This window comes from Saccharibacillus sacchari (genome assembly GCF_037722395.1).
Lineage (GTDB): Bacteria > Bacillota > Bacilli > Paenibacillales > Paenibacillaceae > Saccharibacillus > Saccharibacillus sacchari_A.
In genome coordinates this window covers 84,805-110,089 of the sequence record NZ_JBBKAR010000048.1, presented here as the reverse complement: position 1 = coordinate 110,089, position 25,285 = coordinate 84,805, and the positions used below count along the sequence as shown (strand labels likewise).

Below are 25,285 nucleotides of genomic sequence, written 5' to 3'. Positions count from 1 at the left end.
GGTTCTCATCCTCTCGGGCATGGTACGCCTACTCGTCTTGGAGAGCTTCAATGCCTTCTTCTAGTTCTTCGCGAGTCAGACCGCCAGCTTGAAGGATATCCGGTTCAAGCCCGGACAGTCTGGCGTAAAACATTCTTCCTTCTTCGAGCGCGTTTTTGTCATGTTCGGGACTGGCGTTCAGCATACGGTACATCGCGTCTTCGGCCTGCACATAGCGACCTTCCCGTTCTTCGTACAGCATGACGAGCCGTTCGGCATCCGCCGGCAAACGGTAACGTTCCAGCAATGCGGACAATTCGGCGATTCGAACCGGATAATCGACCAATTCGCGACTGCCCCCGTTGAGCGCCGCGTACAGATACAGATGCAGCGCTTTGATTCGGGAAGCTACGGCTTCTTGTTCATCGTTCATATTTTCGCGGATTTCTCCGTTTTCTTGCAACATGCGTGCCACAAGCTGAAGGCTCTCTGCATCGACGCCTTCGCGCTGACGGAATAATTGAATCAATTCTTCGGGCGGCAAAGAACGCAGCATTTGCTCACTCATGCGGAAGTTGCGTTTCAATAAACCGTCGAGTTTTTCCAAGGCTTGCTCGTTTTTTTGTTCGCGGCGCAAGCCTAGCATAGATCCTACGGCCTCGGTCATTTCCTCGATCATACGCGTCAAATAGTCTTTTCTTAACATTTCGATCCCACCTTTGGGTTAGACAAGGTTTTACAAACTTTCGGCAAACGAAGCGATGTGGCGGGCCAACTCCTGGGGCGCTTCAAACAAGCTCATATGGCCCGAACCTTCGATCACGAATTTGGAAGTATGCGCATTTTCCGCGGCAAAGGCTTTTTCAGGCGGCGCAATCCCGTCTTCGCTACCGGCAATCAGCAGGATCGGGAGCTGCGAGTCACGAATGACATGCCCGCGATCCGGCCGTTCTCTCATCGCAAGCGCGGCACCGGCTGCACCTACGGGCTTGGTACCGTAACCGATTTGCAGGACACGGTCCAGCTCGGCCGGCATACGCGTCGCGGCGTTCGGAGCAAACCAATTCGGGGCGGATTGCTCGACGAAAGGCTTTGTTCCTTCGCGCAGCACGCGTTCGGCAACCGCCGTGCGTTTTTCTTTTCCGGCAACGTCATCAGGTAAAGGCATCGAGTGAACCAACCCGAAGGCACGTAAGCGCTCCGGGTAACGCTCCGCAAAAGACAATGCGGTGTAACCCCCCATAGAATGCCCCAACAACACAACTTGCTCGATCCCCAGCGCATCCAACAGATTCAAAACGTCGTCCGCCAATTGCTCAATCGTATACGGTCCTTCCGGAGCTTCCGATTCGCCATGTCCCCGCAAATCCGGCACGATGCAGCGAAAATGTCCTTCCAACAATGGAACAACCCGCTCCCAGTAATCTGCGCTGCCTACAAATCCGTGCAGCAGCACCAATACAGGGCCTTCTCCCCGATCCACATAACGAATCGGAAGACCCGTCTGTTCCTGTCTCTGCATATCGACGCCTTCTTCCTTTATCTTTTATCCGCTAATGATCCCGAAATTCCGAGCCGCGGATTCATGCCAAATGATAGTTGCGCAGCCTCGACGGTTTGCCGAACAAGTTGTAAAACCAATCCCAGCGACGCGGTCTGAAGCGCCTGATACGGCTTGGGTCCATGAATGTTGACTACCGCGGCGATGCTATAGTCACCTACCGGAGCAAACGATCCCTTCATTGATCCGGCCGGTGTCAATGCGGTTCGGGTTGCCAATAACTTCCCGATAGAGCCCGGTTTTCCCAGACAGGCATCAAAAGCGATAATTTTCAATCCAGCAGGCAATGCAGCTACAACCAGCTCCAGATTAGTCGCATCGCAAGGCTCTTCCAATGTGCCGATAACGTACGGGAATCCTGCTGCTTTGAGTTGACTACCCACAAGCGGACCAAAAGCATCCCCGCTGGAGCGGTCTGTACCTATACATAAAAATAGAAGTTCATCCGGGCGATAACGTGCTGCGACTTCTGCAAATAGTTCACGGAAATCCGCAAAACGATCTGCCCGTCTCTCCTCGCCCGTCTGGGCCCATACCGATTCGCTTATACTCACGATTCACTCTCACCTCTTACACTGTCTTCCCTTACATAAAGATCGCACTTCGATTTTATCGCACTTGTAGGGGTTTCTGCAAAAAAGGATGAGTCCTCAGTCGGTTCGTGCTACAATGAGGAATCATGAGCCGTCGAAGCCGCGCATTTTTTCCGATCTTTTAGTACCTTATCAACTCTTAATCATAGGATTATGTTCGCTGGAAACCCACACGCTTTAGGTGGGTTTTCGGCGGGCATAACCTTACTTGTAGCGTTGATAAGGTTCCAGTACTCTGTATCAGGTCCGATAGTAGGTTTACGTTTGGCCGAAACGCACACGGGTCTAGTGCGCTTCGGCCAAACGTAACCTTACCTTCTTTTGATACAGAGTACAAAGTGACGAAAGCGCATCACTCTCCTCGACGAATTGCCTGCCGGAAGGAGATTATACATGGATTTGTCCAATAAAACTCAGGAAAATGTGGAGTATATGATCGAAGAGATCAAAAATAAGTTGCGAATGGCATCCGGAGCGGCAATGCAGCCTTCTTCGTTCTCGGTCGACCAGTACGACGATATTTTCGACGTATACGATCTGATCATGAACAAACCTACGCTTAGTATTTCCGAAGTTGAAGCAATCGCCTCTGAACTGGGCCGGTTGCGTAGGAAATAAGCATGTAAGTGCCGCAAACCTCTTAGAATCCGCATCTTTCGTTAAGCCCGGCCTTTTGTGCTCGTTTTTGAGCAAAAGGCCGGGCTTTTGCTTTCACGCAAACCTCTACTCGGATGTTCATTCGCTCTATGGCGCGCCTGCTTTCCTGTTTCAGCGAGAAAGGTGACGTTTATATAGCAATTAAGAGCGGCGGCGCAGTCATCCAGATACATGCAGTTCGCACGCGAAAAGCTTGGAGTGGAGGTGAGCGGGATGTGGGGGCTGGTCATCAGCCTGATTATGGCGATCGTTATCGGATTTATCGGAAATGCGCTGGCGGATAATATGATGCCGGGCGGAATCATAGGTGCAGCAATTGCAGGCTTCGCGGGTTCATGGATCGGAAATACGTTATTCGGCGGTTTCGGACCGACGATCGCGGACTTCGCCATTATCCCGGCTGTACTCGGCACCGCGATTTTCGTTCTGGTTCTAGGACTTATCGCCAAATTGTTGAGACGTACAACTTAGAAGCAAGAACCTCAAAACATCTTGGAACGATTCGGCCAGTACCTGTACCCGGCCGCACGACCCAATATTGATTTTACGACTAATTGAAGGAGTGATTATTCATGAACGAAGCAGAAAAAGATTATCCGGTACAAAGCGGTTCGACTTTCGCAAAAGGTCTATTGATCGGTGGCCTGATCGGTGCGGCGGCAGCCCTGCTGTTCGCTCCTAAACCGGGACGCGATCTTCGCAGCGATATCTCCGACCAAATCGGTGTCGCTACGGATAAAACAAAAGGCGCAGCGAGCACGATTGGTCTTAAAGCCAAAGATACGGCTACGGTTGTGAGCGAAAAAGCCAAAACGGCAACTGCGGTAGTCAGCGACAAAGCGAAGGCAGCAGCCGAAGTCGTCAGCGATAAAGCAACAACGCTGGCTCAATCGGTATCCGAAAAGACGTCTAATGTCGTCCAATCGGTACGCAAAAACAGTGCCGACGTAGCCGAGTCCGTAAAAGAAGCTTCCGCCGATGTCGGCGAAACGGTAAAAGCCGCTTCCGCAGACGTTGCAAACGAAGCCGCAAAAGCGGATAAGGAAATCATGAAAGAAACGGCTGACAAAACGGAAGAAGCCAAAAAAGAAATCAAAGCTTTGGATTCGGGTTCGTCGAACGGCGAAAAACCGGTTCTGTAATCTTCCACAGTCTTCAAAAGCCGGCTGAATCAGCCGGCTTTTTTTATCGGAATCGTCAGCCCAAGCTTGCGTTTCCGTTGCACTTATTCGAAAGAAAGCGGGGGATTTGCCATGTCTCATACCGAAACCACACCGAATCCTGGCGATCGTTTCGCCAGCGGGACGATCGAACAGAACGAGCGGACCAACGACGGCACGCTTCGTCCGCAAGATTTATCCAAAGACCATCCGTTTGAATTGCGTCATGAAGTCTCCCGTTTGAACAAGCAACTGGAAGACATATCGGTTGCGTTGAAAAAAGGCGATTTTAAAGACTTGGTCGAAAACTATACCGACTGGAAAAAACGTATTATCTCCAACTTTACAGCAGGCATTGCCAGAGGTCTTGGCTTGTCGGTAGGTACGGTTGTCGTTATCGCGTTATTGACCTGGCTCGCCTCGGTAATGGCAAGCCTGGGCGTGCCTTACGTCAGCGATTTCTTCGATTACGTAGGTAGCTTGATTCAAGAAGGACGAGGCGGTACCAAATAAAAAGCTTTGTCAAACAAGTGCAACGTTAAACGAAAAGTCGTTATTTCTGTAACAGATCTTCTGTTTGTTACAGAAATAACGACTTTTTTCGATTTATTTTGTTCCGAATCAATAAATAACCGTGCTCTCTTTTCCGTTAAGGAAGAGGCACGGTCACAGGATACGAATATTGAATCTCTATATTCATAACGAAGACGAATTGGACATGATCTGTTTGAGTTTTTCCGTAGCCCGCTTTTGAATTCGGGATACACTCATTTGGGAAACGCCAAGCTTTTGCGCGATTGCACGCTGCGATTGACCTTCCTGGAAAGCAAGCAGCAGCACTTTCTGCTCCTGCTCCTTCAGCTGACTAAGTGCCTGTTGAAGGTCCATTCGCCGTTCGACCGTATCATAGTCGTTGACGTCCGAGCTGATCAGTTCTCCAAGCGTTGCGGCACTTTCTTCTTGGGAAAGCGGAGAATCGAGAGAAACGTAATGGTAGCATTCGCGTCCGGCCAACACTTCCACCGTTTCTTCTACGCTCAAGTCGAGATATTGCGCAATTTCTTTTACATCGGGTGAACGCTCCAAGCGAACCGTCAATTCGTCGATGGCCTGTTGGACGAGCGCTCCTTTTTCCTTGATTCGTCTAGGCACCTGTATGTACCATGATTTATCGCGCAAAAAGTTCTTCATATGCCCGATCATACTTTTCATCGCATAGGGTTCGAAAGGAATCCCCAATTGGATGTCGTACTGTTGAAGCAGGCGAATCAATGCCATTTGACCAACCTGATACAAGTCTTCGTAGAGATCAGGCCGATTTCTGGCAATCTTGCCTGCGGCCATCTTCACCATCGGTTCATACTTTTTGATCAGTACCGTGGCGATGTCGTTGTCCTTGGTCTGCTGATATTCCCAAATCAAGGACACCGCTTCGGACATGGATTCAGGCGGGGTCACTTTATCATTCATACTTTCTCCTCACTCCTGGTGAGACGCTTGGTCAAAATGACCTGCGTTCCTTTTCCGCTCTCGCTGGCAACACTAACGTCGTCCATAAGAGCTTGCATCAGATAGAAACCAAGGCCGCCGATTTCCACATCGTGCAAATCTTTGTCGTGCAGCGTAGGGGCAGTATCGGAAGGTTCGTTGCCTGGCAACGAGAAGCTTACGCCTTCGTCCTTGACCGTAATCGTAAGTTCTTCTCTGGTTACGCCAAAGACAACTTCCACTAATCCTCCTTCCTGTCCATACGCATATAAAACTGAGTTATTGCAGGCTTCCGACACGGCAACTTTCATATCCTCGATGTCTTCATAGGAAAAACCCATCTTGGACGCGATGCCGTACAGGTTCAGCCGTACAATATCCACATAGTCGGCGGTAGCCGGTAAGTTGAGGGTAACGGTTTGATCTGCTTTCATGCGTTGTTCGATCCTTTCCTATTGGGAATTCTCTTGGGGTTCAAAAAATTTGGCGATGCCTGTCATATCGAATAGCTTTTGAATTTGTGTCGGCACTTCTTCGACGCTAAACGAAGCATTTGCAGAATGCCGTGCTTTCAAAATAGACAGCAAAATGCCAATCCCCGTACTGTCGATATACTTCAATTCTTTCAAATTGATGGCCAAATCGACCTCGGAATCCCCTACAAGCGGCTCCATCACAAGGCGAAAGTCAGGCGCTACAGATAAATCAAGTTCCCCACTCAAATAGACGATGCTTTTGCCTTCTTCAGAAACCGTTCTAGCGTTGAACTTATCATTTTTGTTTGTAGTCATAGACATTCTCCCTAAAAAAATGTTTTCTAAGCTTATTAAACATAAACCAAGCGATTGAAACGAAAGCCGACAGTTCCTCATCCGCAAACCGCGTTCGAAACCAGAGCTTGCAAATAGCTTAATGAGCGGCCCTGTTGATCGAATAACCGCGGTATGCCGACAAATGACGTGTGATCACTTGCTTGATTCCAGCCATCTTGACCGGCTTGCTGATATAATCGTCCATTCCGGCTTCAAGACAGCGTGACTGAATGTCGTTCATTACATTCGCTGTCATCGCCACGATCACCGGGCCTGTCCCCGCCGGGAACTGTTCCCGAATGCGTCTCGTTGCCTCAATTCCGTCCATCACAGGCATTTGCAGATCCATGAATACATAATCATAAGCCCGGTCCCCTAACATCTGCAATGCCTGCTCTCCGTCTTCCGCAGCTGCGGCCGACACTTCCATCTTGCCCAACATGCTGAGCATAAGCTTACGGTTAACCGGGTGATCGTCCACAATCAATACGGATGCAGGAATGCCCGAGTCCTCATGCAATACGTTTAAAGATTCGTTTTGAAACGGAATGGGTTCGTCGGGTTGAAAAGCTTGAACCTGGATGGTGAAGATAAACGTAGCTCCTCCTTCATCCATGGCCTCAACGTAAATATTGCCGCCCATCATTTCGACCAACGTTTTGCAAATGGCCAGGCCAAGCCCCGTACCTCCGTATTTTCGAGTCATCGAAGAATCAAGCTGCGAGAACGGTTGGAACAAACGGTGCACCTTGTCCGGCGAAATGCCGATTCCGGTGTCTTTAACCGCAAATTCCAGCATCAATCGGCCATCTTCTTCCGCTCGTTTGGAGACGACGAGGTAAATGCCGCCTTGATCGGTAAACTTCACGGCATTCGCCACTAGGTTAATCAGTACCTGCCGCAAACGGGTCATATCGCCGTATAGCAGCTCCGGTACCGATTCCTCTGTAAAGTATACCATCTCTAGGTTCTTTCGCGTCGTTTCCATCGTAAACAGATTAAAAACTTCGCTAATACATGTTTTCAGTTCAAAAGGATGCTCTTCAAGCTCCATCTTGCCGGATTCCATTTTGGTGAAGTCCAAGATATCGTTGATGACCGTTACGAGCGAATCCGCGCTGCCGCGAATAATCTCTGTATACTCCTTTTGCTCAGGCTTCAGCTCCGTCTCCATCAACAAATCGATCATACCGATAACCCCATTCATCGGCGTACGGATCTCATGGCTCATCATGGCCAGAAACTCGGTTTTGGCCTTGACTGCGATCTCAGCCGCTTCTTTCGCTTTGACCAGTTCTTCATTGATCTTCTCCAACTCCTGCTTTTTCTGATGCAAAAGTGTGGTCTGATCCTTCAGACGCTTATTGGCCAAATACATGCTAACGAACCCCTCAATTTTGGACTTCAAAATTTGGGGGATGAACGGTTTTACCATATAATCGATTGCGCCCGCGGAATAACCCGCAAACAAATGCTCGGATTCCTTGCTGTTGGCGGAGATGAAGATAATCGGAATATCTTTTGTCTTCTCTCTGGCTTTGACAAGCTTTGCAGTCTCGATACCATCCATGCCCGGCATCTGCACATCGAGCACAATAACTGCAAACTCGTCCTTCAGCAGGCAGCGAAGCGCTTCTTCACCCGAAGTTGCCTTCACAAGCGTATAGCGCTCACTCCCCAAAACGGCTTCCAAAGCGAGCAAGTTCTCCGGACGGTCGTCAACCAACAGGATATGAATGGGCTCTTGAACCACCATGGAATCCCCCTACACTTTCTATTTAATCTTCCGATAGATCTTTTCGACCCGATCCAGCGGCTCATAGCAGTCACTGAATTGAGTGAAATGAATGGACTCTTTCGAACCAAGAACGAGAATGCCGAAACGGCTAAGACTCTCGTAGAAAAGTCCATGCACCTGATCCCGGAGCGTGTCGTTAAAATAAATCATAACGTTCCGGCAAAGGATAACGTTAAATTCATTGAAGGAACGGTCGGTCGCCAGATTATGCTCGGCAAAGATAATGTTTTTACGCAGATAAGGCTGAAGCATGACCGAGTTGTACTTGGCGGTGTAGTAGTCCGAAAAAGACTGCGTACCTCCGGCTTCCAAATAATTTTTCGTGTACAGCTTCATTTTCTCGATCCCGTAAATGCCTTCTTTGGCCTGCTTCAGTGAACGGTCGTTCATATCGGTGGCATAAATGCGCGCCTTGTCATAGAGCCCTTCTTCATGCAACAGAATCGCCATGGAATAGACTTCTTCTCCCGTCGAACAACCGGCATGCCAGATTCGGATATACGGATAGGTTCGCAGGATGGGCACGATTTCGCGGCGAAACGTACGGAAAAGCTCCGGGTCACGGAACATTTCGGTTACCGGAATAGAAAGGCTCTGTACCATACGCTCAAAGCAGGATCGATCATGCAGCACTTTATTTTGAAGTTGGGAGATCGTATCGAGGTTCTCCGCGTGCACATGGTGCCAAATCCGACGCATAAGCGACGGCTTGGCGTAATTCCGAAAATCGTATCCATATAATCGATGCACGCCTTCAAGCAGAAGATCCGCTTCAATGGTCTCGCGCTCGGTCAAATCGGGATTATTTTCCGGTGTGGTCGTTTCTTGAAATCCGTTGAATGTCATAGGTTCAACCTCAGCTTATCTAAAAAAATCTTGAAGATCGTCGTTAATCTTTGTTTATTACCCAAAACTTTTGCTTACGAATACAACCAAACGCGCATCAACGAAAGAAGTTGCTCCGTTTGTATCGGTTTTTTGACATAATCGGATGCTCCGGCCTCGATACATTTGCCTCGGTCTTCTTTCATCGCTTTTGCCGTCAAGGCAATGATCGGAATTCGCTCAAACTCAGGCAGCTGCCGAATATGACGCATTGCTTCGTAACCATCCATCTCCGGCATCATCATATCCATCAAAATCAGATCAAAGTCTTGCTGATTTTCCAAAACTTCAAGTGCTTCGCGGCCATTCTCGGCAAAGGTCACGTCCATCCGGTAACCTTCGAGAACGCTCGACAACGCGAATACATTTCGCACATCGTCGTCGACGAGCAGAATTTTCTTGCCTTCGAACAGCGTTTCTTTGTTATGCAGCTTTTGCAGGATTTTGCGCTTGTCCTCCGGCAGATCGGCTTCGACCCGGTGCAGGAACAACGTAGTCTCGTCAAGCAAACGCTCCGGCGATTTGACATCTTTGACGATGATGGACTCCGCGTATTGCCGCAACTTGGTTTCTTCTTTGGCGTCGAGATCTTTACCCGTGTAAATGATAATCGGCAGATCGCGCAAGCGTTCGTCTTCGCGGATACGGTCCAGCATCTCGAACCCGGTCATATCCGACAGCATCAGATCCAATACCATGCAGTCGTAACGGTGACGCTGCAATTCTTCCAGCGCTTGCGCTCCGGTCCCTACAGCTTTGATCGCTACGTCGTCGTGTCCAATCAACTCGATAATGGCATGGCGTTGTACATCGTCATCCTCGACGATGAGCAGATGCTTGAGCCCTTTGTCCGCATACGAACCAATGTAGGAAAAAGCGCGCTCCAACCCTTCTTTGTTAGCCGGCTTTTTCAGATATGCGATCGCGCCCATCATCAGTCCCTGCTTCACATCATCGACGACGGACACCACATGGACCGGAATATGGCGTGTCTCGGAGTTACTCTTCAATTCGCTCAAAATCGTCCAACCGTCGATCACCGGAAGCTGGATATCCAGAATGATCGCATCCGGCATTCGGCTTCGCGCCGTTTCAAGACCTGTATCGCCTTGAACCTCAACGATCGCTTTATAGCCGTTGCCGCGCGCCATATCGCGCAGGATGACGGCGAATTTCGGATCGTCTTCGATAATCAACAGTACTTTGTCCTGAGGTATCACGCTGTCGCGATCATCCTCGATCTCTGGACGGTTCGGCTTCGGCGCGATCGGTTCGACCGCCGCCGGCTGGCTGCGTCTTGCGATCATTCGTTCATCGTCACTTGGTTGAAGAAGCTGCATGGCGGCGTTGATTTTGTCCCCTGAATCTTCACCGGAGGCATACGTGGTTAATTTCGGCACATAGAGCGTGAAGCGACTGCCTCGGCCGTCTTCGCTGTCGAGTTCGATTCCGCCTCCGAGCAGCTTCGCCAGTTCGCGGCTGATCGAAAGGCCCAAGCCGGTTCCGCCGTATTTGCGACTGGTCGTGCCGTCAACCTGTTGGAAAGCTTCGAATACGATATCCGTTTTGTCCTGCGGAATGCCAATGCCCGTATCGATTACGGAAAACTCGATGAATTTCCGCTTTTTCTCCAAATATTCAGGCAAATGTTCAGGCTTCGCTTCTTGGACTTGGAAGGTTACCGAGCCTTCGGATGTAAATTTGAACGCATTGGACAATAGATTGCGCAGTACTTGCTTGAGTCGATGTCCGTCGGTCAACAACGCATTCGGCAAATGAGCCGCATCAACTTCGATATTCAGATCGATGCCTTTTTTCTCCGCGACTGCCGAGAAGTTGTTAACCACGAACGTCGTGATCTCGTCAAGCTCTACCGGCTCGCGATTCAGTTCCATTTTGCCTGCATCCACTTTGGACAGATCCAGAATTTCGTCGATCATTTTGAGCAAATCCGCACCGGACATATAGATCGTCTGCGCGTATTCGACTTGCTTCGGTTCCAGATTGCCTTGTTTGTTTTCTGCGAGCAATTGCGACAAAATCAACAAACTATTCAGCGGCGTGCGCAACTCATGCGACATATTCGCCAAGAACTCGGATTTGTATTTGCTGGATACGGCCAACTGCATCGTCTGACGTTCCAGCTGCACCCGAGCCTGTTCGACTTCGCGGTTTTTCTCTTCGGTCTCGTGCACTTGTTCTTCCAAAGCACGGGTCTTTGCAATAAGCTCGGTATTGAAATGTTCCAACTCTTCTTGTTGACGCTGGAGCTGTTCTTCGGAGCGCTTGAGCGCATCGGTTTGCGATTCGAGGCTTTCGTTCGAACGTTTCAATTCTTCCTGCTGAGTCTGAAGCTCTTCCGATTGGCATTGCAATTCTTCGGTCAGCGCCTGCGACTCACGCAGCAACTCTTCGACTTTCAAACGCCCGTTGATATTGTTCATGATCACGCCCAGGTTCGTCAACAACTGATCAAGCAATTGCCGCTGAAGATCATTGAACGGAGTCAACGAAGCAAGCTCGAATACGCCGATCAACTCGCCTTCCGTTACGATCGGATGGATCAGGATCTGCGCGGAGGGACTTTCGCCCAACGCCGAATGAATCCGAATATACTGCTGCGAAGCTTCTTCGAGCACGATCGTGCGACGATCGGCCGCGCTTTGTCCGAGCAACCCTTCTCCGACGATAAAAGAAGGATTGGATTTGGCGTGTTGTTCGTTCGAAAAAGCGTATGTACCGTATAGGTTCAGTTCGTTCGGATTTTTCAAATCCGCCAAATACAATGCGCCGTACTCCGCTCCCAATACCGGCGTAAACTCGCTAACGAAAGTCTGCGAAACCTTTTCCAGCGACATGATCCCTTTTAATACGTCGGTGATCCGGGCCATATTCGAATTGATCCAGGCTTGGTTGTTTTGCGCTTCTGCGTAAGCCCGTTCGATCGCTTGTTTTTCTTCGATATCCTGAGCCATCTGTTGGAAAACGCTCGCGACGGTGCCGATCTCGTCTTTCGACTTTACTTTGATCCGGCGGATCGCTTTCAAACGACCTTTTCCAAAACTGGAGATCATCATGGAAACGGTGTTCAATCCCCGCGTGATGCTCGGAATGATCCACATCATGATCCCTAGCCCGAGCAGCAAACCGACGACGAGGAAAGCCGTAGTGATTTGCGTGGAACGTTGATAGGAAGCTTTGACGCTATCCACTTCGGCTTCGACCTGAAGATCCTGATAGTTGGATAACTCGTTCATTGCACTCAGAGCCGCTTTTTGCAGCCCCATGCCTGTCGTATCGCGATAATTTTGTGCTTGTTGCAGCTCCCCGTTTTCAAGCAACTGCATCAAATCGGTTTCGTAAGACGAGAAATTTTCCCAGGCGATGCCTACGTTGTTGACCAAGCGCCTCTCTTCCGCAGAACCTTGCTCCGCCGTAATCCAATTCCAATACTCTTGAGCGCGTTCTTTGGAATTTTCGATCAGCAGACGGCTTTCCGACAAAGCGGACGCTTGACCGCCCAGCAGTTGGTTGGCAAGTTCGGTCGCGATGTTGTTGACTTCGCCTCTCATCCCGCTGCTGTAACGGACTTTCAAATAACGATCCTGATACACGCGGTCAATCTGATCATTCATATAACTCATTCGGTCATAACTTGCTAACGACAACGACAACATAATCAGTAGAAGCGCGGAAAATCCGACGACCAGTTTGGTCTTTATTTTCATTTATTCAGCCGCTCCTTCTTTCAGTGAGATCCATACCAGGCACTTATCGTCATCCTGTTCGGCATCGGGTTCACCTACGAAAAAGGTCTCTTCCATTCGCGGCTTATTGAAAGCATGCTCTCCTCTGAGATGGGAAACCAAAAACGCAAGCTGATCTTCCTGTTCGCCGTCAACCGCTTCAAGCAATCCATCCGTGTAAAGGACCAAGTGGCTTTCGTCTTCGTAGGAAACCGTTTGTGGCTCTGCATCGATGCGATCGAACAATCCCACCGGGTGAGAAGAACGCTCCAACTTGACGACTTCTTCACCGCGGAACAGCAATCCCGGAGGATGACCTGCATTCACATAGTCGATCCGTTTGAAACGCGTGTCCACAACCATATAAATCGCTGTAAAGTAGTATTGGATTAATTGATTTTCGATATGCAGTTGATTGAAGCGACGATTTAATTCCTGAATAACTTTTTCCGGGTCCACATAGGTCACAACCGTGTCTTTGAGAACCGAAGCGATAAACATGGTGAACAACGACGAAGATATGCCATGTCCCATCATATCCAACAAAATAATCCCGTAGCGACCGTCTCCAAGCGGATACCAAGCATACAAATCCCCCGCCAACTCAAAGGAAGGTTTATACAAAGCATCGATTCCGATATTTCGGTCATCGACCGGAAGGCTTAATACGGCATTTTGAACCATAGCAGCCAATTTAAGCTCATCCTGAATGCGCTGATCGCGTTCCTTATGCCAATCTTTTTCCTGCTTCAAGCGCAAGGCAAGGCGAATCCGGGCCATCAGCTCGACTTTGTTGATCGGCTTGGTAACATAGTCGCCTGCTCCGGCATCAAGAGCTTCGGCCAGCTTTTTGGAATCGCCTACAGCCGTAACCATAATAATCGGAATATCGCGAAGATGCTCATAGGTTTGTACGATGCGACATGCTTCGATTCCGTCCATTTCCGGCATCATCATATCCAGCAAGATCAGATCGATATCCGAATTTTTGGCTTTGACCTGCGGATCGAGATCGGCCACTCCCAAAATGGAAAACATTTCGCGAGCGGAAGACGCAATCTCGATATTCCGGTATTCTTCTTTTTTTAAAATTTCACGAATGATAATGACGTTGGTAGGATTGTCGTCGACAACTAGAATCTTCATAATCCTCTCCCTCTTGCGTTAGCCGCGTTATAATGCTGGTTCTCTAACCTTATCCAACCTTTTGTTCAACATCTTGTAAAAGATTCCACAAACATAGATAAGGAATGGGACGCTAAGTTCCCATTCCTTATCTATACCTCGAATCCGCCAAAAGGCGGTAAATCGATCGGGGAGGCGCTTCTGTGCTTCAGATCGCCGGTGTCAGAGCGACAACCAGTACCTTCCCTGTCTCAAGTTGTTCTTCATAATACGTAGATTCCTCTTCGGAAAAACCCATGCCTGCAATACGCTCACGCAATTCTTCTGCACTGGATCTGAATATTTGCGTTCCTTTCAGATCCGGCTCATCCGGATTGGGGAGAATAGGACGGGCTCCTGCGGCTTCAGCCGTCAGTTCGGTATGCCCATCATCGTACGCAAGGACAAACAGTTGATCGCCGGTGTAACCGGTCATTCGAAGTTCGCGGATTGTTTCGACCGCTTGAATGCCGTTTTCTACAATTTTTGCATAAGCCTTGGCATTGGCAGCATCCATAATTGCGCACGCTCCTTTGCAAATTGCTTTACAACGGGCACAAATTATCATTTACCCGTATAGCTTGAGTTTGAAACAGGTTTATATCGAAGTGTTATCAAATAAATCCACGCTTCGAACTTTGCCGCTTGAAGGATCGATAAATATTTTGATTGCTTGCCCATCATGTTCGTAGCCGAAGCCATCATCAGCGGTAAAATCCGGCGTACCTAATTGTTGCTGAATTCGAGTACTGTCCATTGGCAGGTCTTGACCATTGAGATTAAAGCTACCTGCGCTACCCGGAACAGATACATAATAAATCCAATTTTCATAAGCGCCGACTTTTACATCTCCATAATGGTATTCGTCTCCGGCCATATAGGCAGGAATTTTATTAGCGGCTTCGCCGTATAAACGATTCGCGTCTTCGATGTCGTCCTGAAGTGTGAGTCCGTTTAGTGTCTCCACGCCTGATTGGGACGGGTAGACAGAAACGGGAGCTTGCTCGGAAGGTACGAAAGCGGATTGAACAATCGTTGGTGCGTTCACCGCAGCCACGTTATGAGAAGGAACAAGATCCGGCGCCGAAAGAGAAGATAACATTCCAGTGAGCAGCATCATGATTGTAAACATTGTTCTCATCCTTTCGTTTCGCTTCAAGGACTCCGGCAACCTACTTCTACGCGGTCCAGTGACGCACAAACGACGATTGTTCCTTTTTTAAATGGAGACGGGTGTTAGCGGCGGAACTTCTGCCACACCGAAGCACCTGTATCGATCCATTTCACAATCTTTTGTACGCCTACGCCTTCTCCGCTGCGCCCTTCGCTTCCGTAGGTCGCTTTGTAGCTTTGAACAGCCGGGCTTTCTTCGGATTCCGGAAGCAACGCTGCGCCTCCGTTTTCCCGTTTTTGCTTTTCTTTGTTTTCGCGATGATGTTTGGCTTTTTCGATCATGCGGTGGGAATACTGTTGGCTAACCAGCGTTACTTCGTTCAGAAGTTGTCCCAGGTTCTTGACCGATTCCATCACAGGATCAAGTTGCTTCAGCTTGTGATTCGCATCCAACGCGATATCGTTGGTGTGACGAACAACCTGCTTCACTTCATAAGTTAATTCGTCCATCGTTTTTTGTACTTCTTTTAACGTCTGCGCCGTATTTTCCAGCGTTTTGGTTCCCGCTTGCAACGTTTTGATCAAAAATACGATCAGCACCGCAAAAGCCACCGCCACTACCATCAAAGCCCATTGCCAAACCACATATAAAACCTCGCTTTCTCCACATCCGTTATTTTGTTTGTTTCATTTTCGAAACATCTCTTGCTTTACTGCATAGTTACCCTGAGCTTTTTTACCCGAAACAAAACAGCAAAGGCGTACGCCGCTGCCGGAGCGGACGTTGTTTCAACAAGAAAATGCCCGGTTAATTGAAATCTACGAGACAACGGAAACAAAAATCGGGGACGCGCCGAATTCCTTCTATTAATAATGTATCGCCAAGGATATTCAAATTTTCTTTTTAACTTCCATTTAGGGGAATTTAACGAAGAAAATGCAACGATTTTCGTTTCTTGATTTGCCTTTACGAACTGTACCGGATTTCGAATTTAAAAAAAGGAAGGTGACAATCATGTTGAAATGGTCTTTGATTCTGCTCGTGATCGCGGTCGTGCTGGGGATTTTCGGATTCGTCGGCATCATCGAAGCGGCAGCGGCAATCTTTAAAGTTTTGTTCTGGGTATTCTTGGCTCTGTTCGTTATTTCTCTGTTCTTCGGCCGCGGTCGATCAACACGTTAACGACCGGCAACGGTGTTTCGTTACCGAACCGCTCCTTGTGGAGCGGTTTTTTTATTTTTTTATTCCCCCTTTTTAACTGTTATTTTCGACAACGGTTTCGTTCGAAATAAGCGAGCAACCATTGATACTACAGCGATTATAACAACTTCACGCCGTTTATCCTAATCTCTTACTTCTATGAGACAAGTTACGATTCTGTTATTTTTTTTTGCAAGGTTGGTTCATTCCTCAAGCTAGGGTTTATTTTTATAGCAGGATGGAGCAAACAAGCTCCCAAACACAAAGGAGGTTTATTTTCATGAAAAAACTCGTTACTACACTTACAGCTTCGGCTTTGCTGATGGGCAGCCTGGCAACAGCGGTTTCGGCGGCTGAAACTTCGGCTACGGTGACAGATGCTACTTATACTCCGGTAGTGGAGACAAGCGCATCCGCGAGCTTCGTGGGCAACCAAAATGGTTTTAGCTTTTTGATTCCTGCATACTGGGATTCCAGAGTGAAAAACACAGAATATACGGCTGAACAACTGAGAACTGTAGGAGAAAGCGGCGTATACAAAGTTGATTTTACATATACTCCAGAAGTTGCCGCTCCTAACGGTTCGACAGACGCAGTAAAGTTCGCTACGATTCGCGGTTATGAAAAAACGGCTTGGGATGCGATTTCCAACAAAGCGGTACTGGGAACTGTACTCAACGATACAGGTAGCGTAGTATACGTTCTGGAAGGGGTTACAGCTAACCCGTTCACGAACGCAGACGACATGGAGCGCTTCAGCAAACTGCTGCAAGGCGTAAGAAGCGGAATTTCTTCCAACTTCACAACCGTGGTCGTACCTACGGTTCCGGGAACTCCAACTAACCCGACTACGCCAACGACGCCAGGCACAGGCACGGATGGTCCAGCAATCCCTAACGATCCATCTAAAGTGTCGGTTAACCCAACACCAACGATCGACCTGACTAGCATGACGCCGTTCTACAAATCCCCAGGCGGCACAATGATCGGATACCTCGGACCCCAAAAGCTCGATACGACAGGTAATGGTCAAACTGACCCTGCTAGCGGCCAATGGGTAGAAATCTACACTTGGATGGGTCTGGCTTGGATCGTAGTTGAGTAATCGACTCCTTTCCTAACAAACTTCCACATCAAGAAGCTCTGGCATCTGCCAGAGCTTTTCTTTTTTCTTCTTGTTCCGCCGGGTGAAAGCGGATAATATAAAGAAGAAATCCGCAGTCGCACGGCATTCGTTCAAGGGATGTCAGACAAGGCTGCGCCAGCGAGGAGGAGTTCCGTATGACCGAAGAAAAAGGAACCCGTAAAGTCGATCTAGCCGAAGCGATTCGCAATAAGCTGGAGCAAAAGAAGCAGCAAAACGGTTCAAACAAAGGCGGCTTCCATGGTAACGAAACCAAAAAGCTGACGACCCAAAATAACAAAAAACCAAATAATCAACGCCGCCGTACCGGAGGATCGTAAGCCGATCTTTTGCGCAAACACTGAAAAAGCCCGATTCCGGCCTACGCCGAAATCGGGCTTTTTCAGTGTTTGTGCATATCGTCAGATAGTCGAATTTGATCCGACCTGTGCATTTTTCAAAAGGATGAAAAAAAAGCCGCTTGGACAGTGAGGAGATTCCCTTTGTCCAAAGCAGCTTTTGGAACGATGACATGCTATATCTTACACTTGTACCGTGTACATACGATTACGAAGCTCTTTCACTTCTTCGCTCTCCAGGTACTCGTCGTACGTCATTACGCGATCAATGACGCCGTTCGGCGTAATTTCCACGATACGGTTCGCGATCGTTTGAATGAACTGATGGTCATGGGAAACGAACAGCAGAGTGCCGTCGAAATCGATCAGACCGTTGTTCAGCGCCGTGATAGACTCCAGATCCAAGTGATTGGTCGGTTCGTCCATGATAAGCGCGTTGGCGCCGTTCAGCATCATTTTTGCCAGCATACAACGAACTTTCTCGCCACCGGACAGAACGCTGGCTTTTTTCAGGCCTTCTTCGCCCGCAAACAGCATACGTCCAAGGAATCCGCGCAGGAACGTCTCGTCCTGATCGTTCGAATACTGACGCAGCCATTCGACAAGGTTCAGGTCCACGCCGTCGAAGTATTCGGAGTTGTCTTTCGGGAAATACGCCTGGGTCGTCGTAACGCCCCATGTGTATTCGCCGCCATCCGCTTCCTGCTCGCCCATGACGATATCGAACAGCGTCGATTTCGGTAGGCCATGTGGGCCAACGAATGCGATCTTGTCGCCTTTGTTGACGACCAGGTTGAAATTATCCAACACTTTTTCGCCTTCGATCGACTTGCTGAGGTTTTCGACGGTCAACAGTTGCTTGCCCGCCTCGCGCTCCGGCTTGAAGTTGATAAACGGATATTTGCGGTTCGAAGGACGGATATCGTCCAGCGAGATCTTTTCGAGTTGCTTTTTACGCGAAGTCGCTTGTTTGGATTTCGAAGCGTTCGCCGAGAAGCGTTGAATAAAAGCTTGCAGTTCTTTGATCTTTTCTTCTTTTTTCTTGTTTTGGTCGCGAACGAGGCGCAAAGCCAGTTGGCTGGATTCGTACCAGAAGTCGTAGTTGCCGACGTACAGCTGGATTTTGCCGAAGTCGATGTCCGCGATATGCGTGCAGACTTTGTTCAGGAAGTGACGGTCGTGAGAAACGACGATGACGGTGCCTTCGTAGCCCATCAGGAAGTTCTCCAGCCAGTTGATCGATTCAATGTCCAAGTGGTTGGTAGGTTCGTCCAGCAGCAAGATCTGCGGATTACCGAACAACGCTTGGGCCAACAGGACGCGGACTTTCTCGTTGCCGCTCAGTTCGTCCATCTTTTTGTCGTGCATGTCGCGTACGATGCCCAGACCGATCAGAAGCGCGGCAGCATCGGATTCGGCATCCCAACCGTTAAGCTCCGCAAAGTCGCCTTCCAGTTCGCCGGCACGGATGCCGTCTTCTTCGGAAAAGTCGCTTTTCGCGTACAGCGCGTCTTTTTCTTTCATAATCGAATACAGACGGCTGTGACCCATAATCACGGTCTCCAACACTTGATACTCGTCATATTCGAAATGGTTCTGTTTCAGTACGGCCAGACGTTCACCCGGCGTGATCGAAACTTCGCCTTGGTTGGCTTCGATTTCGCCGGAAAGAATTTTGAGGAAAGTCGATTTACCCGCGCCGTTGGCGCCGATCAGACCGTAACAGTTCCCCGGGTTAAACTGGATATTGACGTCTTCGAAAAGAGGTCTTTTGCCGTAACGAAGCGTTACGCCGCTTGTGCTAATCATGTGCATTCCCATCCTTTATTATAAACTTTTTGCTTAACGCCGATAACGCGCCGCAAAACCTGATTCTTCTTGAAAGTCTGATGTTCTTTTCAAAAGCTTATTATAGCATAAAAAGGTGTTTCGTAAGACGTTTCCTGCTGCTTTTCCGGTAAAAATTCATTCGCTGCATACGTTCGCGCCAAAATCCGCCCCGGCACATACCGGGGCGGATCATGCCTAACCGTCTGCAATCCCGCGACTTTTACGATTCGATCACTTTCTGCTGCGCGTGGACGATCATCGTCTCTCCGTGAATCATCAACTTGATGCAATCCCTGGACGTCCCGGTGCGCAGCCGTTCGGCTTCCAGGCGCGCCAACGCTTCTTCCGCCGTATCGTCGGAAAGCTTGAACGTGCCGTAGTGCATCGGAATCATGATCTCGGCTCCGACGTCGCGGAACGCTTGCAGCGCTTGCTCCGGATTCATATGCTGCGGTCCCATGAACCATTCCGGCTCGTACGCCCCGATCGGCATAAGCGTGATATGCACGCGGAATCGCTCGCCGATCTCCCTGAATCCCGCGAAATATCCGCTATCCCCGGCAAAATAAACCGTCGGCGGAAGCGGTTCGCCGTCCGCCGACACGTTGGCGTTCAACGAGTCGTTCCAGCGCCCGCATTTCGCTTTGCCCGCCGAGTCGATAGACGACGGATCGGCATGGCGCTCGTACGCCGGTTTTTCGTGTTCGCCGACGACGGTTGCCGCTGTCTCTTTCACCGCGTCGGCGGGTTCGAGCACGAATCCGCCCCAATGCGACGTATTCGCGTCAAACAAAGTCCGTCGCGTCCAGTGCTGGGTCGGCACGAAAGTGATCTTCACTCCTTCGATCACGATCTCCTCCCACCAGGACAATTCGATGCACCGGGTAACCTGCTTGCGGGCAAGCTTTTTTTTCAAACCCACAGGTACGACGATTTGCGTTTTGGGACTTTGCAATTTGCGGATCGACGCGATGTGCATATGGTCGTAATGGGAGTGCGAGATCAGAATCAGATCGATCGGCGGCACTTTTTCGATCGGAATCCCCGGCTCGGTCAACCGTTTGCCGATCCCCATCCGTTTGGCCCAGATCGGATCGGTCAAAATGTTCAGCCCGGCATATTGAATCAAAAAAGTCGAGTGACCCACCCAGGTGATGGTCACATCGTCGCGATTATCCGTCAGGTAATCCAATTTGGCTGGCTGACTGGGAATAATATAAGAATAATCGCGTTTCTTCCGTCTGCGATGCAGATGCCGATCGCGATGTTCTTTGAGCGTTTTCCCCATCGGGGTATTGTTTCCGTTCAAATATTTAACCTTGGGCATATCCGTTCCTCCTTCGCTAGATTGCCTCTCTATCCCATTACCCTCTCTTTGCTTATATCGACTAAGAAAGCGTAATTTTTTTATGAACCGGCTCTTTTCCTATTGTGACATTTCGTATTGCAGCGTGTAAAATAAGAAAGAAGGAGGTTGGACAACTCATGAAAATCAAATTGATCGAACCTACCCCTAGCCCAAACACGATGAAACTTCATCTGGACGAAACACTGGAAGCGGGTATCCGAAAAACATATACGCTCGACAACGAACGTTCCGCGCCGCCGATCGTTGCGCGGCTGCTGCATATCGAAGGCATGAAAAGCGTTTTCCACACGGCTGACTTCATGGCGATCGACCGCAAAGGCGGCGCCGATTGGCCTGCGATCCTCTCCGGCGTGCAAGACGTATTCGGCACGCGCTTCGAGCAGCCGATCGACTCGGACATCGAAGACGCGGCCGGACATTTTGGCGAAGCTCAGGTTTTCGTGCAATTTTTCCGCGGCATTCCGATGCAAATCCGGGTCAAATCCGGCTTGCAGGAAGAACGGATCGGCCTTGCAAAACGCTTTGTCGACGCGGTAACCGAAGTCGCCAGCGCCACGATGATCAAAGAACGCAAATTGACCGATTACGGCGTGCGCTACGGCGACCTGCCGGACATCGCGCGCGAAGTGGAACAGGAACTCGAAGCGGCGTTTCCCCAGGAGCGCCTCGAACGCGTCATCAAACAAGCGATCGCTCACGGAGCCAAAGCCGAAGAGTTCGTGGAACAACGTCGCGAATGGTCGCAAGCCGAGATCGAAGCTACGTTGAAAAACGAAGATTGGCGCCGACGCTATTCCGCGCTGGAAGCGATGGAAGTCAGCATGGAAAACCTCCCGTTGATCGAACAGGCCTTGAGCGACGACAAAATGCAAATTCGCCGCTTGGCGGTCGTCTACCTCGGGGATCTGAAAACGCCGGAAGCGATGCAGTTGCTGTTCCGCGCCATGAAGGACGGTTCTCCGGCTGTCCGCCGCACCGCAGGTGATACGTTGTCGGATATCGGGGATGCTTCCGCTACGCAGGTCATGCTCGAATCGCTGACCGACGGCAGTAAAATCGTACGTTGGCGCGCAGCCCGCTTCTTGTACGAAGTCGGTACGGACGCGGCACGGGACGCGCTGGAACAAGCCTCCAACGATCCGGAGTTCGAAGTCGGCCTTCAGGCGCGCATGGCTTTGGAACGGATCGATTCCGGCGAAGAAGCCGCAGGCACGATCTGGCAGCAGATGGCGAAAAGCCGTCAAAAACCAATCGAGTCCGCTTAAGACGGACGTCGAAACCGACCAACTCCTTGATTGTAAACCGGTTTTAAAAGATCGTGCGAAATAGGGTTGCTCCATCATAGACAATCCCGTATACTGTGAAAGTTATTCGCCCTGCGGATCGCAGGGCTTTTTCCTTTGAACCGAATAGTTTTCCCCTCATCGCACCCGAGATCGAACCGGTGATGAGGTAGAGGTTGCGGTGGCGATCAGTACACCGGAGGAGGCGCAGCAGAGCGCCGATGATCCCGGTCGGAAAGGCGCACCCGCCGAAGCATGGCATTCTCTGATCTGGATGCCATGCTGGGACCGTCTCCGAAAGGAACGGAACTGTCACCTGCTTCCGGGCAGGTGTTGAGCTATCTTCACGAAACGAAGCGCGTTTGCGATGCGGAATTTGCCTTGCCGGCGGACCCGTGTCTGTCGGCTTTTTGCCGTAAGCTTCTTTTCGTGGCATCCAAAACCACACGAGGAGAGTTGAAACCCCATGAAAGCTTCACCGCAAAAAGCACCACGCAAAAACGAGTTAAAAAAAGGCCTGCAAGCCCGACATATGACCATGATCGCCCTGGGCGGCGCGATCGGAACCGGGCTGTTTCTCGCCAGCGGCGGCGCGATCTCCAGCGCCGGTCCCGGCGGCGCGCTGCTCGCTTACGCCGCGGTCGGCATTATGGTCTACTTCCTGATGACGAGTCTCGGCGAACTGGCGACCCACTCCCCGGAGCCGGGATCGTTTAGCGCCTATGCCGGACGCTACGTCGATCCGGCTTTCGGCTTCGCCATGGGCTGGAACTATTGGTACAACTGGGCCGTGACGATAGCCGCGGAACTTGCCGCAGCGACGCTGATCATTAAATACTGGTTTCCGGACAGCTCGTCGTTCCTGTGGAGCGTCCTTTTCCTGGCGATTCTGTTCTTGTTAAACGCATTGTCCGTACGCGCTTACGGCGAAGCCGAATATTGGTTTGCGTTGATCAAAATCATCACCGTTATCGTATTCCTCGTCATCGGCGTTGCCATGATCTTCGGCGTGATGGGCGGCGAAGCCGTCGGCTTCAGCAACTTCACCGTCGCTTCCGCTCCGTTTAACGGTGGATTCTTCGCCTTCCTGGGCGTTTTCATGGCCGCAGGCTTCTCGTTCCAGGGCACCGAGCTGATCGGCGTCGCGGCGGGCGAAAGCGAAAATCCGAAACGCAACGTGCCCCGCGCGATCAAGCAGGTATTCTGGCGCATTCTGATCTTTTACATCCTGGCGATCTTCGTCATTGGTCTGCTGATTCCGTACACCGATCCCAATCTGCTGAGCAGCGATCTGGATCAAATCGGAACGAGCCCGTTCACCCTCGTGTTCGAACGCGCCGGCTTCGCTTTCGCGGCGGCGGTCATGAACGCGATCATCCTGACGTCGGTCTTGTCCGCAGGCAACTCCGGCATGTACGCGTCGACCCGGATGCTGTACGCCCTGGCTGTCGAAGGCAAAGCGCCGAAGTTCCTGGCCAAGCTCACCCGCGGCGGCGTGCCGATCCATGCGCTGATCGTGACCGCCGCTGTCGGCATGCTGGCGTTCCTGGCTTCGTTTTTCGGCGACGGGGTCGTGTATACGTGGCTGCTGAACGCTTCCGGCATGTGCGGCTTTATCACCTGGGTCGGTATCGCGATCAGCCATTACCGTTTCCGACGTGCTTTTATCAAACAAGGACACAGCCTCGACGAATTGCCGTACCGCGCGCGTTGGTTTCCGTTCGGTCCGTTGTTCGCTTTCGTGCTCTGCCTGTTCGTCATTGTCGGGCAAAGCCTGTCTACGATTGAAAACGGCACGGTCGACTGGCTGGGCTTGATCGCGACTTACCTGAGCGTGCCGCTATTCCTGATTCTGTGGTTCGGCTACAAGCGCGCAAAAGGCACCAAAGTCGTTCCGCTCGACCAATGCGATGTTAGCGGTCGTGACGATATGTAATTCGTATATCCTTTTTACCCACAAGCAAAAAGAGCCTTCGATTCCGGATTTCCGGCGAAGGCTCTTTGTTTTATTTCCAATATAACGTAACCTGCCAGTTGTTCGATCCGCTGAGCGATTTGCTGGTATAGCCGATCGGCGATACTCCGTAACTATAGAGCGTCAACAAATCGTTTTTCAACTTATTTTTCGTGCCTTGATAGCGGAAGGTCAGGCTGTTTTGCCCTTCTTGAGCCGCATCCTGAACGATCTGCTGCAAAATAGCCGCCGTCGACACGAGGCTGCTGGACGATCCGGTATACCCCAGCGCCGTGCGCAGTTCTTTCGCTCCCGTCGTGCCTTTGGCGATCAGCAGCTCCAACGTTTCATTGTACGAAGTCACGGCTTTCGGGTAATTCGCTGTTTTCCACGTGTGGTCCTGCTTCAACTGAGTGTCGGTCACCAAGTAATACGAGGTCGAGACGCGGTCGCCGCGGTCCGGCACCGGATCGTCCCAAGTCGTGTCGATCTGATACCATTTGCCGTCCAGTTTGACCATGTTCCACGCGTGCGCTTCGTCTCCGACATACCCTTCGACGATATTCGCTTCAAAGCCCGCCTGGATCAGCATGTCGTAAGTGAGCAGCGCGTATCCCTGGCACACGGTGCTTCCCGTTTTGAGCCCTTCATACGCCGTGAATTTTGAAAGGGTGGTATCGTATTTGAGCGTACGCACGACCCAGTCGTGAATCGCTTTGACCTTCAAATGATCGTTCATGTCGTCCGTGACGATCTCTTTGAGCGCAGCCGCGACTTGTTTGTGCACGTAAGCACTCTGCTCCGCCGTCTCCCGATACGTCAACTTGACCTCAGCCGTAGCCGAAGAGTTGTTGCCGCGCAGCGAATAGGCATAGCCTTTCATGGTGTAATGAATATAAGGATTTTGAGCGATCGCCTCGTCCAATGCCGGCTCGATCGCTTTTTTCAATTCATTGATTCCCCCGGCATAGGTCAGCTTCACGCTATCCTTATGCGCCGATAACGCCTCAAACAACTGCGCTTGCAGTTGCTTTTGCGCCTGGGTTTGCGATACGGTTGCCGCACTGACGGTCGGTGTAGCGGTCAGCGGCTGAAATCCTCCAAGCGTTCCTCCCGCCACCAGTGCGAGCGCGGTGCCCATCTTCAATAGCTGTCTTTTTGCGTTTTCCTTCATGTGCTTGCCTTCTCCCCTTCATTGACGAAAGTTTCT

Annotated in this window: 25 protein-coding genes and 1 riboswitch; of the genes, 9 read left to right on the top strand and 16 right to left on the bottom strand. The window is 50.4% G+C overall.

The annotated features are described in order from the left end of the window. Positions 1-28: 28 nt before the first annotated feature. The 3 genes from WKI47_RS19355 to yyaC are packed head-to-tail and all read right to left on the bottom strand — an operon-like array spanning position 29 to position 2,094. Complete coding sequence (locus WKI47_RS19355) at positions 29-685, bottom strand: DUF6483 family protein (RefSeq protein ID WP_340228818.1); 657 nt, start codon at positions 683-685, stop codon at positions 29-31. Between the two features lie 30 nt (positions 686-715). Then, positions 716-1,501 (bottom strand): alpha/beta hydrolase, encoded by a 786-nt coding sequence (locus tag WKI47_RS19350; RefSeq protein ID WP_340228817.1) that lies wholly within the window; start codon positions 1,499-1,501, stop codon positions 716-718. 17 nt (positions 1,502-1,518) lie between these two features. Then, positions 1,519-2,094: a spore protease YyaC gene (gene yyaC, locus WKI47_RS19345; protein WP_340228816.1), complete on the bottom strand. Its 576-nt coding sequence runs from the start codon at positions 2,092-2,094 to the stop codon at positions 1,519-1,521. Positions 2,095-2,526: 432 nt separating this feature from the next. On the opposite strand from yyaC, the gene WKI47_RS19340 reads away from it, so the two are divergent. The 4 genes from WKI47_RS19340 (at position 2,527) to WKI47_RS19325 (ending at position 4,463) form a co-directional block, all read left to right on the top strand. Continuing rightward, entirely contained in the window at positions 2,527-2,751 is a 225-nt protein-coding gene (locus tag WKI47_RS19340) for a DUF1128 domain-containing protein (protein WP_340228815.1), read from the top strand. A gap of 252 nt (positions 2,752-3,003) precedes the next feature. Further along, the gene (locus tag WKI47_RS19335; protein WP_340228814.1) at positions 3,004-3,261 is read left to right on the top strand and encodes a GlsB/YeaQ/YmgE family stress response membrane protein; all 258 of its coding nucleotides are present in this window, start codon (positions 3,004-3,006) and stop codon (positions 3,259-3,261) included. A gap of 101 nt (positions 3,262-3,362) precedes the next feature. Then, positions 3,363-3,932 carry a YtxH domain-containing protein gene (locus WKI47_RS19330; RefSeq protein ID WP_340228813.1) on the top strand — a complete coding sequence of 190 codons (570 nt, stop codon included), beginning with the start codon at positions 3,363-3,365 and terminating at the stop codon, positions 3,930-3,932. A gap of 111 nt (positions 3,933-4,043) precedes the next feature. Then, positions 4,044-4,463: a DUF5665 domain-containing protein gene (locus tag WKI47_RS19325; protein ID WP_340228811.1), complete on the top strand. Its 420-nt coding sequence runs from the start codon at positions 4,044-4,046 to the stop codon at positions 4,461-4,463. 183 nt (positions 4,464-4,646) lie between these two features. On the opposite strand, the gene WKI47_RS19320 is transcribed toward WKI47_RS19325, so the two are convergent. The 10 genes from WKI47_RS19320 to WKI47_RS19275 form a co-directional block, all read right to left on the bottom strand. After that, on the bottom strand, positions 4,647-5,420 hold the full coding sequence (locus WKI47_RS19320) for a sigma-70 family RNA polymerase sigma factor (RefSeq protein ID WP_340228810.1): 774 nt from the start codon (positions 5,418-5,420) through the stop codon (positions 4,647-4,649). Beyond that, positions 5,417-5,872: an anti-sigma B factor RsbW gene (gene rsbW / locus WKI47_RS19315; RefSeq protein WP_340228809.1), complete on the bottom strand. Its 456-nt coding sequence runs from the start codon at positions 5,870-5,872 to the stop codon at positions 5,417-5,419. The genes WKI47_RS19320 and rsbW overlap by 4 nt, the downstream gene beginning before the upstream one ends. Positions 5,873-5,890: 18 nt before the next feature. Continuing rightward, complete coding sequence (locus WKI47_RS19310; RefSeq protein WP_340228808.1) at positions 5,891-6,229, bottom strand: STAS domain-containing protein; 339 nt, start codon at positions 6,227-6,229, stop codon at positions 5,891-5,893. Positions 6,230-6,347: 118 nt separating this feature from the next. After that, positions 6,348-8,006, bottom strand: a complete 1,659-nt coding sequence (locus WKI47_RS19305) for a response regulator (protein WP_340228807.1) — start codon at positions 8,004-8,006, stop codon at positions 6,348-6,350. Between the two features lie 18 nt (positions 8,007-8,024). Next, on the bottom strand, positions 8,025-8,894 hold the full coding sequence (locus WKI47_RS19300; RefSeq protein ID WP_340228806.1) for a protein-glutamate O-methyltransferase CheR: 870 nt from the start codon (positions 8,892-8,894) through the stop codon (positions 8,025-8,027). A 74-nt stretch (positions 8,895-8,968) separates the two neighbouring features. Next, positions 8,969-12,661 (bottom strand): response regulator, encoded by a 3,693-nt coding sequence (locus WKI47_RS19295; RefSeq protein ID WP_340228805.1) that lies wholly within the window; start codon positions 12,659-12,661, stop codon positions 8,969-8,971. Then, the gene (locus WKI47_RS19290) at positions 12,662-13,825 is read right to left on the bottom strand and encodes a fused response regulator/phosphatase (RefSeq protein ID WP_340228804.1); all 1,164 of its coding nucleotides are present in this window, start codon (positions 13,823-13,825) and stop codon (positions 12,662-12,664) included. 187 nt (positions 13,826-14,012) lie between these two features. Then, positions 14,013-14,360: a general stress protein gene (locus WKI47_RS19285; protein WP_340228803.1), complete on the bottom strand. Its 348-nt coding sequence runs from the start codon at positions 14,358-14,360 to the stop codon at positions 14,013-14,015. An 81-nt stretch (positions 14,361-14,441) separates the two neighbouring features. Then, positions 14,442-14,975, bottom strand: coding sequence for a hypothetical protein (locus WKI47_RS19280; protein WP_340228802.1), 534 nt, complete (start codon positions 14,973-14,975; stop codon positions 14,442-14,444). Between the two features lie 104 nt (positions 14,976-15,079). Then, positions 15,080-15,601: a DUF948 domain-containing protein gene (locus tag WKI47_RS19275; protein ID WP_340228801.1), complete on the bottom strand. Its 522-nt coding sequence runs from the start codon at positions 15,599-15,601 to the stop codon at positions 15,080-15,082. 370 nt (positions 15,602-15,971) lie between these two features. Between WKI47_RS19275 and WKI47_RS19270 the strand changes: the two genes are divergently transcribed. The 3 genes from WKI47_RS19270 to WKI47_RS19260 all read left to right on the top strand — a co-directional run bounded on the left by WKI47_RS19270 (position 15,972) and on the right by WKI47_RS19260 (position 17,621). Then, a complete protein-coding gene (locus WKI47_RS19270; RefSeq protein ID WP_340228800.1) occupies positions 15,972-16,139 on the top strand; it encodes a DUF1328 domain-containing protein in 168 nt (55 codons plus the stop codon). 496 nt (positions 16,140-16,635) lie between these two features. Further along, positions 16,636-17,262, top strand: a complete 627-nt coding sequence (locus tag WKI47_RS19265; protein WP_340228799.1) for a hypothetical protein — start codon at positions 16,636-16,638, stop codon at positions 17,260-17,262. A gap of 176 nt (positions 17,263-17,438) precedes the next feature. Beyond that, positions 17,439-17,621: a hypothetical protein gene (locus WKI47_RS19260; protein ID WP_340228798.1), complete on the top strand. Its 183-nt coding sequence runs from the start codon at positions 17,439-17,441 to the stop codon at positions 17,619-17,621. A 201-nt stretch (positions 17,622-17,822) separates the two neighbouring features. On the opposite strand, the gene WKI47_RS19255 is transcribed toward WKI47_RS19260, so the two are convergent. Then, positions 17,823-19,448 carry an ABC-F family ATP-binding cassette domain-containing protein gene (locus tag WKI47_RS19255; RefSeq protein ID WP_340228797.1) on the bottom strand — a complete coding sequence of 542 codons (1,626 nt, stop codon included), beginning with the start codon at positions 19,446-19,448 and terminating at the stop codon, positions 17,823-17,825. A gap of 241 nt (positions 19,449-19,689) precedes the next feature. Then, entirely contained in the window at positions 19,690-20,796 is a 1,107-nt protein-coding gene (locus tag WKI47_RS19250; RefSeq protein WP_340228796.1) for an MBL fold metallo-hydrolase, read from the bottom strand. Between the two features lie 158 nt (positions 20,797-20,954). Between WKI47_RS19250 and WKI47_RS19245 the strand changes: the two genes are divergently transcribed. Next, the gene (locus tag WKI47_RS19245) at positions 20,955-22,103 is read left to right on the top strand and encodes a conserved virulence factor C family protein (RefSeq protein WP_340228795.1); all 1,149 of its coding nucleotides are present in this window, start codon (positions 20,955-20,957) and stop codon (positions 22,101-22,103) included. Positions 22,104-22,283: 180 nt separating this feature from the next. Further along, positions 22,284-22,470, top strand: a riboswitch (Lysine riboswitch). Positions 22,471-22,587: 117 nt separating this feature from the next. Continuing rightward, positions 22,588-24,057 carry an amino acid permease gene (locus WKI47_RS19240; protein WP_340228794.1) on the top strand — a complete coding sequence of 490 codons (1,470 nt, stop codon included), beginning with the start codon at positions 22,588-22,590 and terminating at the stop codon, positions 24,055-24,057. Between the two features lie 70 nt (positions 24,058-24,127). Here WKI47_RS19240 and WKI47_RS19235 read toward each other — a convergent pair whose 3' ends face one another. After that, complete coding sequence (locus WKI47_RS19235; RefSeq protein ID WP_340228793.1) at positions 24,128-25,249, bottom strand: transglutaminase domain-containing protein; 1,122 nt, start codon at positions 25,247-25,249, stop codon at positions 24,128-24,130. Positions 25,250-25,285 lie beyond the last annotated feature (36 nt).

What these genes read in the sequence shown, in the direction of transcription:
- WKI47_RS19355 (WP_340228818.1), bottom strand. Translation starts at nt 685, where the DNA reads ATGTTAAGAAAAGACTATTTGACGCGTATGATCGAGGAAATGACCGAG.
- WKI47_RS19350 (WP_340228817.1), bottom strand. Translation starts at nt 1,501, where the DNA reads ATGCAGAGACAGGAACAGACGGGTCTTCCGATTCGTTATGTGGATCGG.
- WKI47_RS19340 (WP_340228815.1), top strand. Translation starts at nt 2,527, where the DNA reads ATGGATTTGTCCAATAAAACTCAGGAAAATGTGGAGTATATGATCGAA.
- WKI47_RS19335 (WP_340228814.1), top strand. Translation starts at nt 3,004, where the DNA reads ATGTGGGGGCTGGTCATCAGCCTGATTATGGCGATCGTTATCGGATTT.
- WKI47_RS19330 (WP_340228813.1), top strand. Translation starts at nt 3,363, where the DNA reads ATGAACGAAGCAGAAAAAGATTATCCGGTACAAAGCGGTTCGACTTTC.
- WKI47_RS19325 (WP_340228811.1), top strand. Translation starts at nt 4,044, where the DNA reads ATGTCTCATACCGAAACCACACCGAATCCTGGCGATCGTTTCGCCAGC.
- WKI47_RS19320 (WP_340228810.1), bottom strand. Translation starts at nt 5,420, where the DNA reads ATGAATGATAAAGTGACCCCGCCTGAATCCATGTCCGAAGCGGTGTCC.
- rsbW (WP_340228809.1), bottom strand. Translation starts at nt 5,872, where the DNA reads ATGAAAGCAGATCAAACCGTTACCCTCAACTTACCGGCTACCGCCGAC.
- WKI47_RS19310 (WP_340228808.1), bottom strand. Translation starts at nt 6,229, where the DNA reads ATGACTACAAACAAAAATGATAAGTTCAACGCTAGAACGGTTTCTGAA.
- WKI47_RS19305 (WP_340228807.1), bottom strand. Translation starts at nt 8,006, where the DNA reads ATGGTGGTTCAAGAGCCCATTCATATCCTGTTGGTTGACGACCGTCCG.
- WKI47_RS19300 (WP_340228806.1), bottom strand. Translation starts at nt 8,894, where the DNA reads ATGACATTCAACGGATTTCAAGAAACGACCACACCGGAAAATAATCCC.
- WKI47_RS19295 (WP_340228805.1), bottom strand. Translation starts at nt 12,661, where the DNA reads ATGAAAATAAAGACCAAACTGGTCGTCGGATTTTCCGCGCTTCTACTG.
- WKI47_RS19290 (WP_340228804.1), bottom strand. Translation starts at nt 13,825, where the DNA reads ATGAAGATTCTAGTTGTCGACGACAATCCTACCAACGTCATTATCATT.
- WKI47_RS19285 (WP_340228803.1), bottom strand. Translation starts at nt 14,360, where the DNA reads ATGGATGCTGCCAATGCCAAGGCTTATGCAAAAATTGTAGAAAACGGC.
- WKI47_RS19280 (WP_340228802.1), bottom strand. Translation starts at nt 14,975, where the DNA reads ATGTTTACAATCATGATGCTGCTCACTGGAATGTTATCTTCTCTTTCG.
- WKI47_RS19270 (WP_340228800.1), top strand. Translation starts at nt 15,972, where the DNA reads ATGTTGAAATGGTCTTTGATTCTGCTCGTGATCGCGGTCGTGCTGGGG.
- WKI47_RS19260 (WP_340228798.1), top strand. Translation starts at nt 17,439, where the DNA reads ATGACCGAAGAAAAAGGAACCCGTAAAGTCGATCTAGCCGAAGCGATT.
- WKI47_RS19255 (WP_340228797.1), bottom strand. Translation starts at nt 19,448, where the DNA reads ATGATTAGCACAAGCGGCGTAACGCTTCGTTACGGCAAAAGACCTCTT.
- WKI47_RS19250 (WP_340228796.1), bottom strand. Translation starts at nt 20,796, where the DNA reads ATGCCCAAGGTTAAATATTTGAACGGAAACAATACCCCGATGGGGAAA.
- WKI47_RS19245 (WP_340228795.1), top strand. Translation starts at nt 20,955, where the DNA reads ATGAAAATCAAATTGATCGAACCTACCCCTAGCCCAAACACGATGAAA.
- WKI47_RS19240 (WP_340228794.1), top strand. Translation starts at nt 22,588, where the DNA reads ATGAAAGCTTCACCGCAAAAAGCACCACGCAAAAACGAGTTAAAAAAA.
- WKI47_RS19235 (WP_340228793.1), bottom strand. Translation starts at nt 25,249, where the DNA reads ATGAAGGAAAACGCAAAAAGACAGCTATTGAAGATGGGCACCGCGCTC.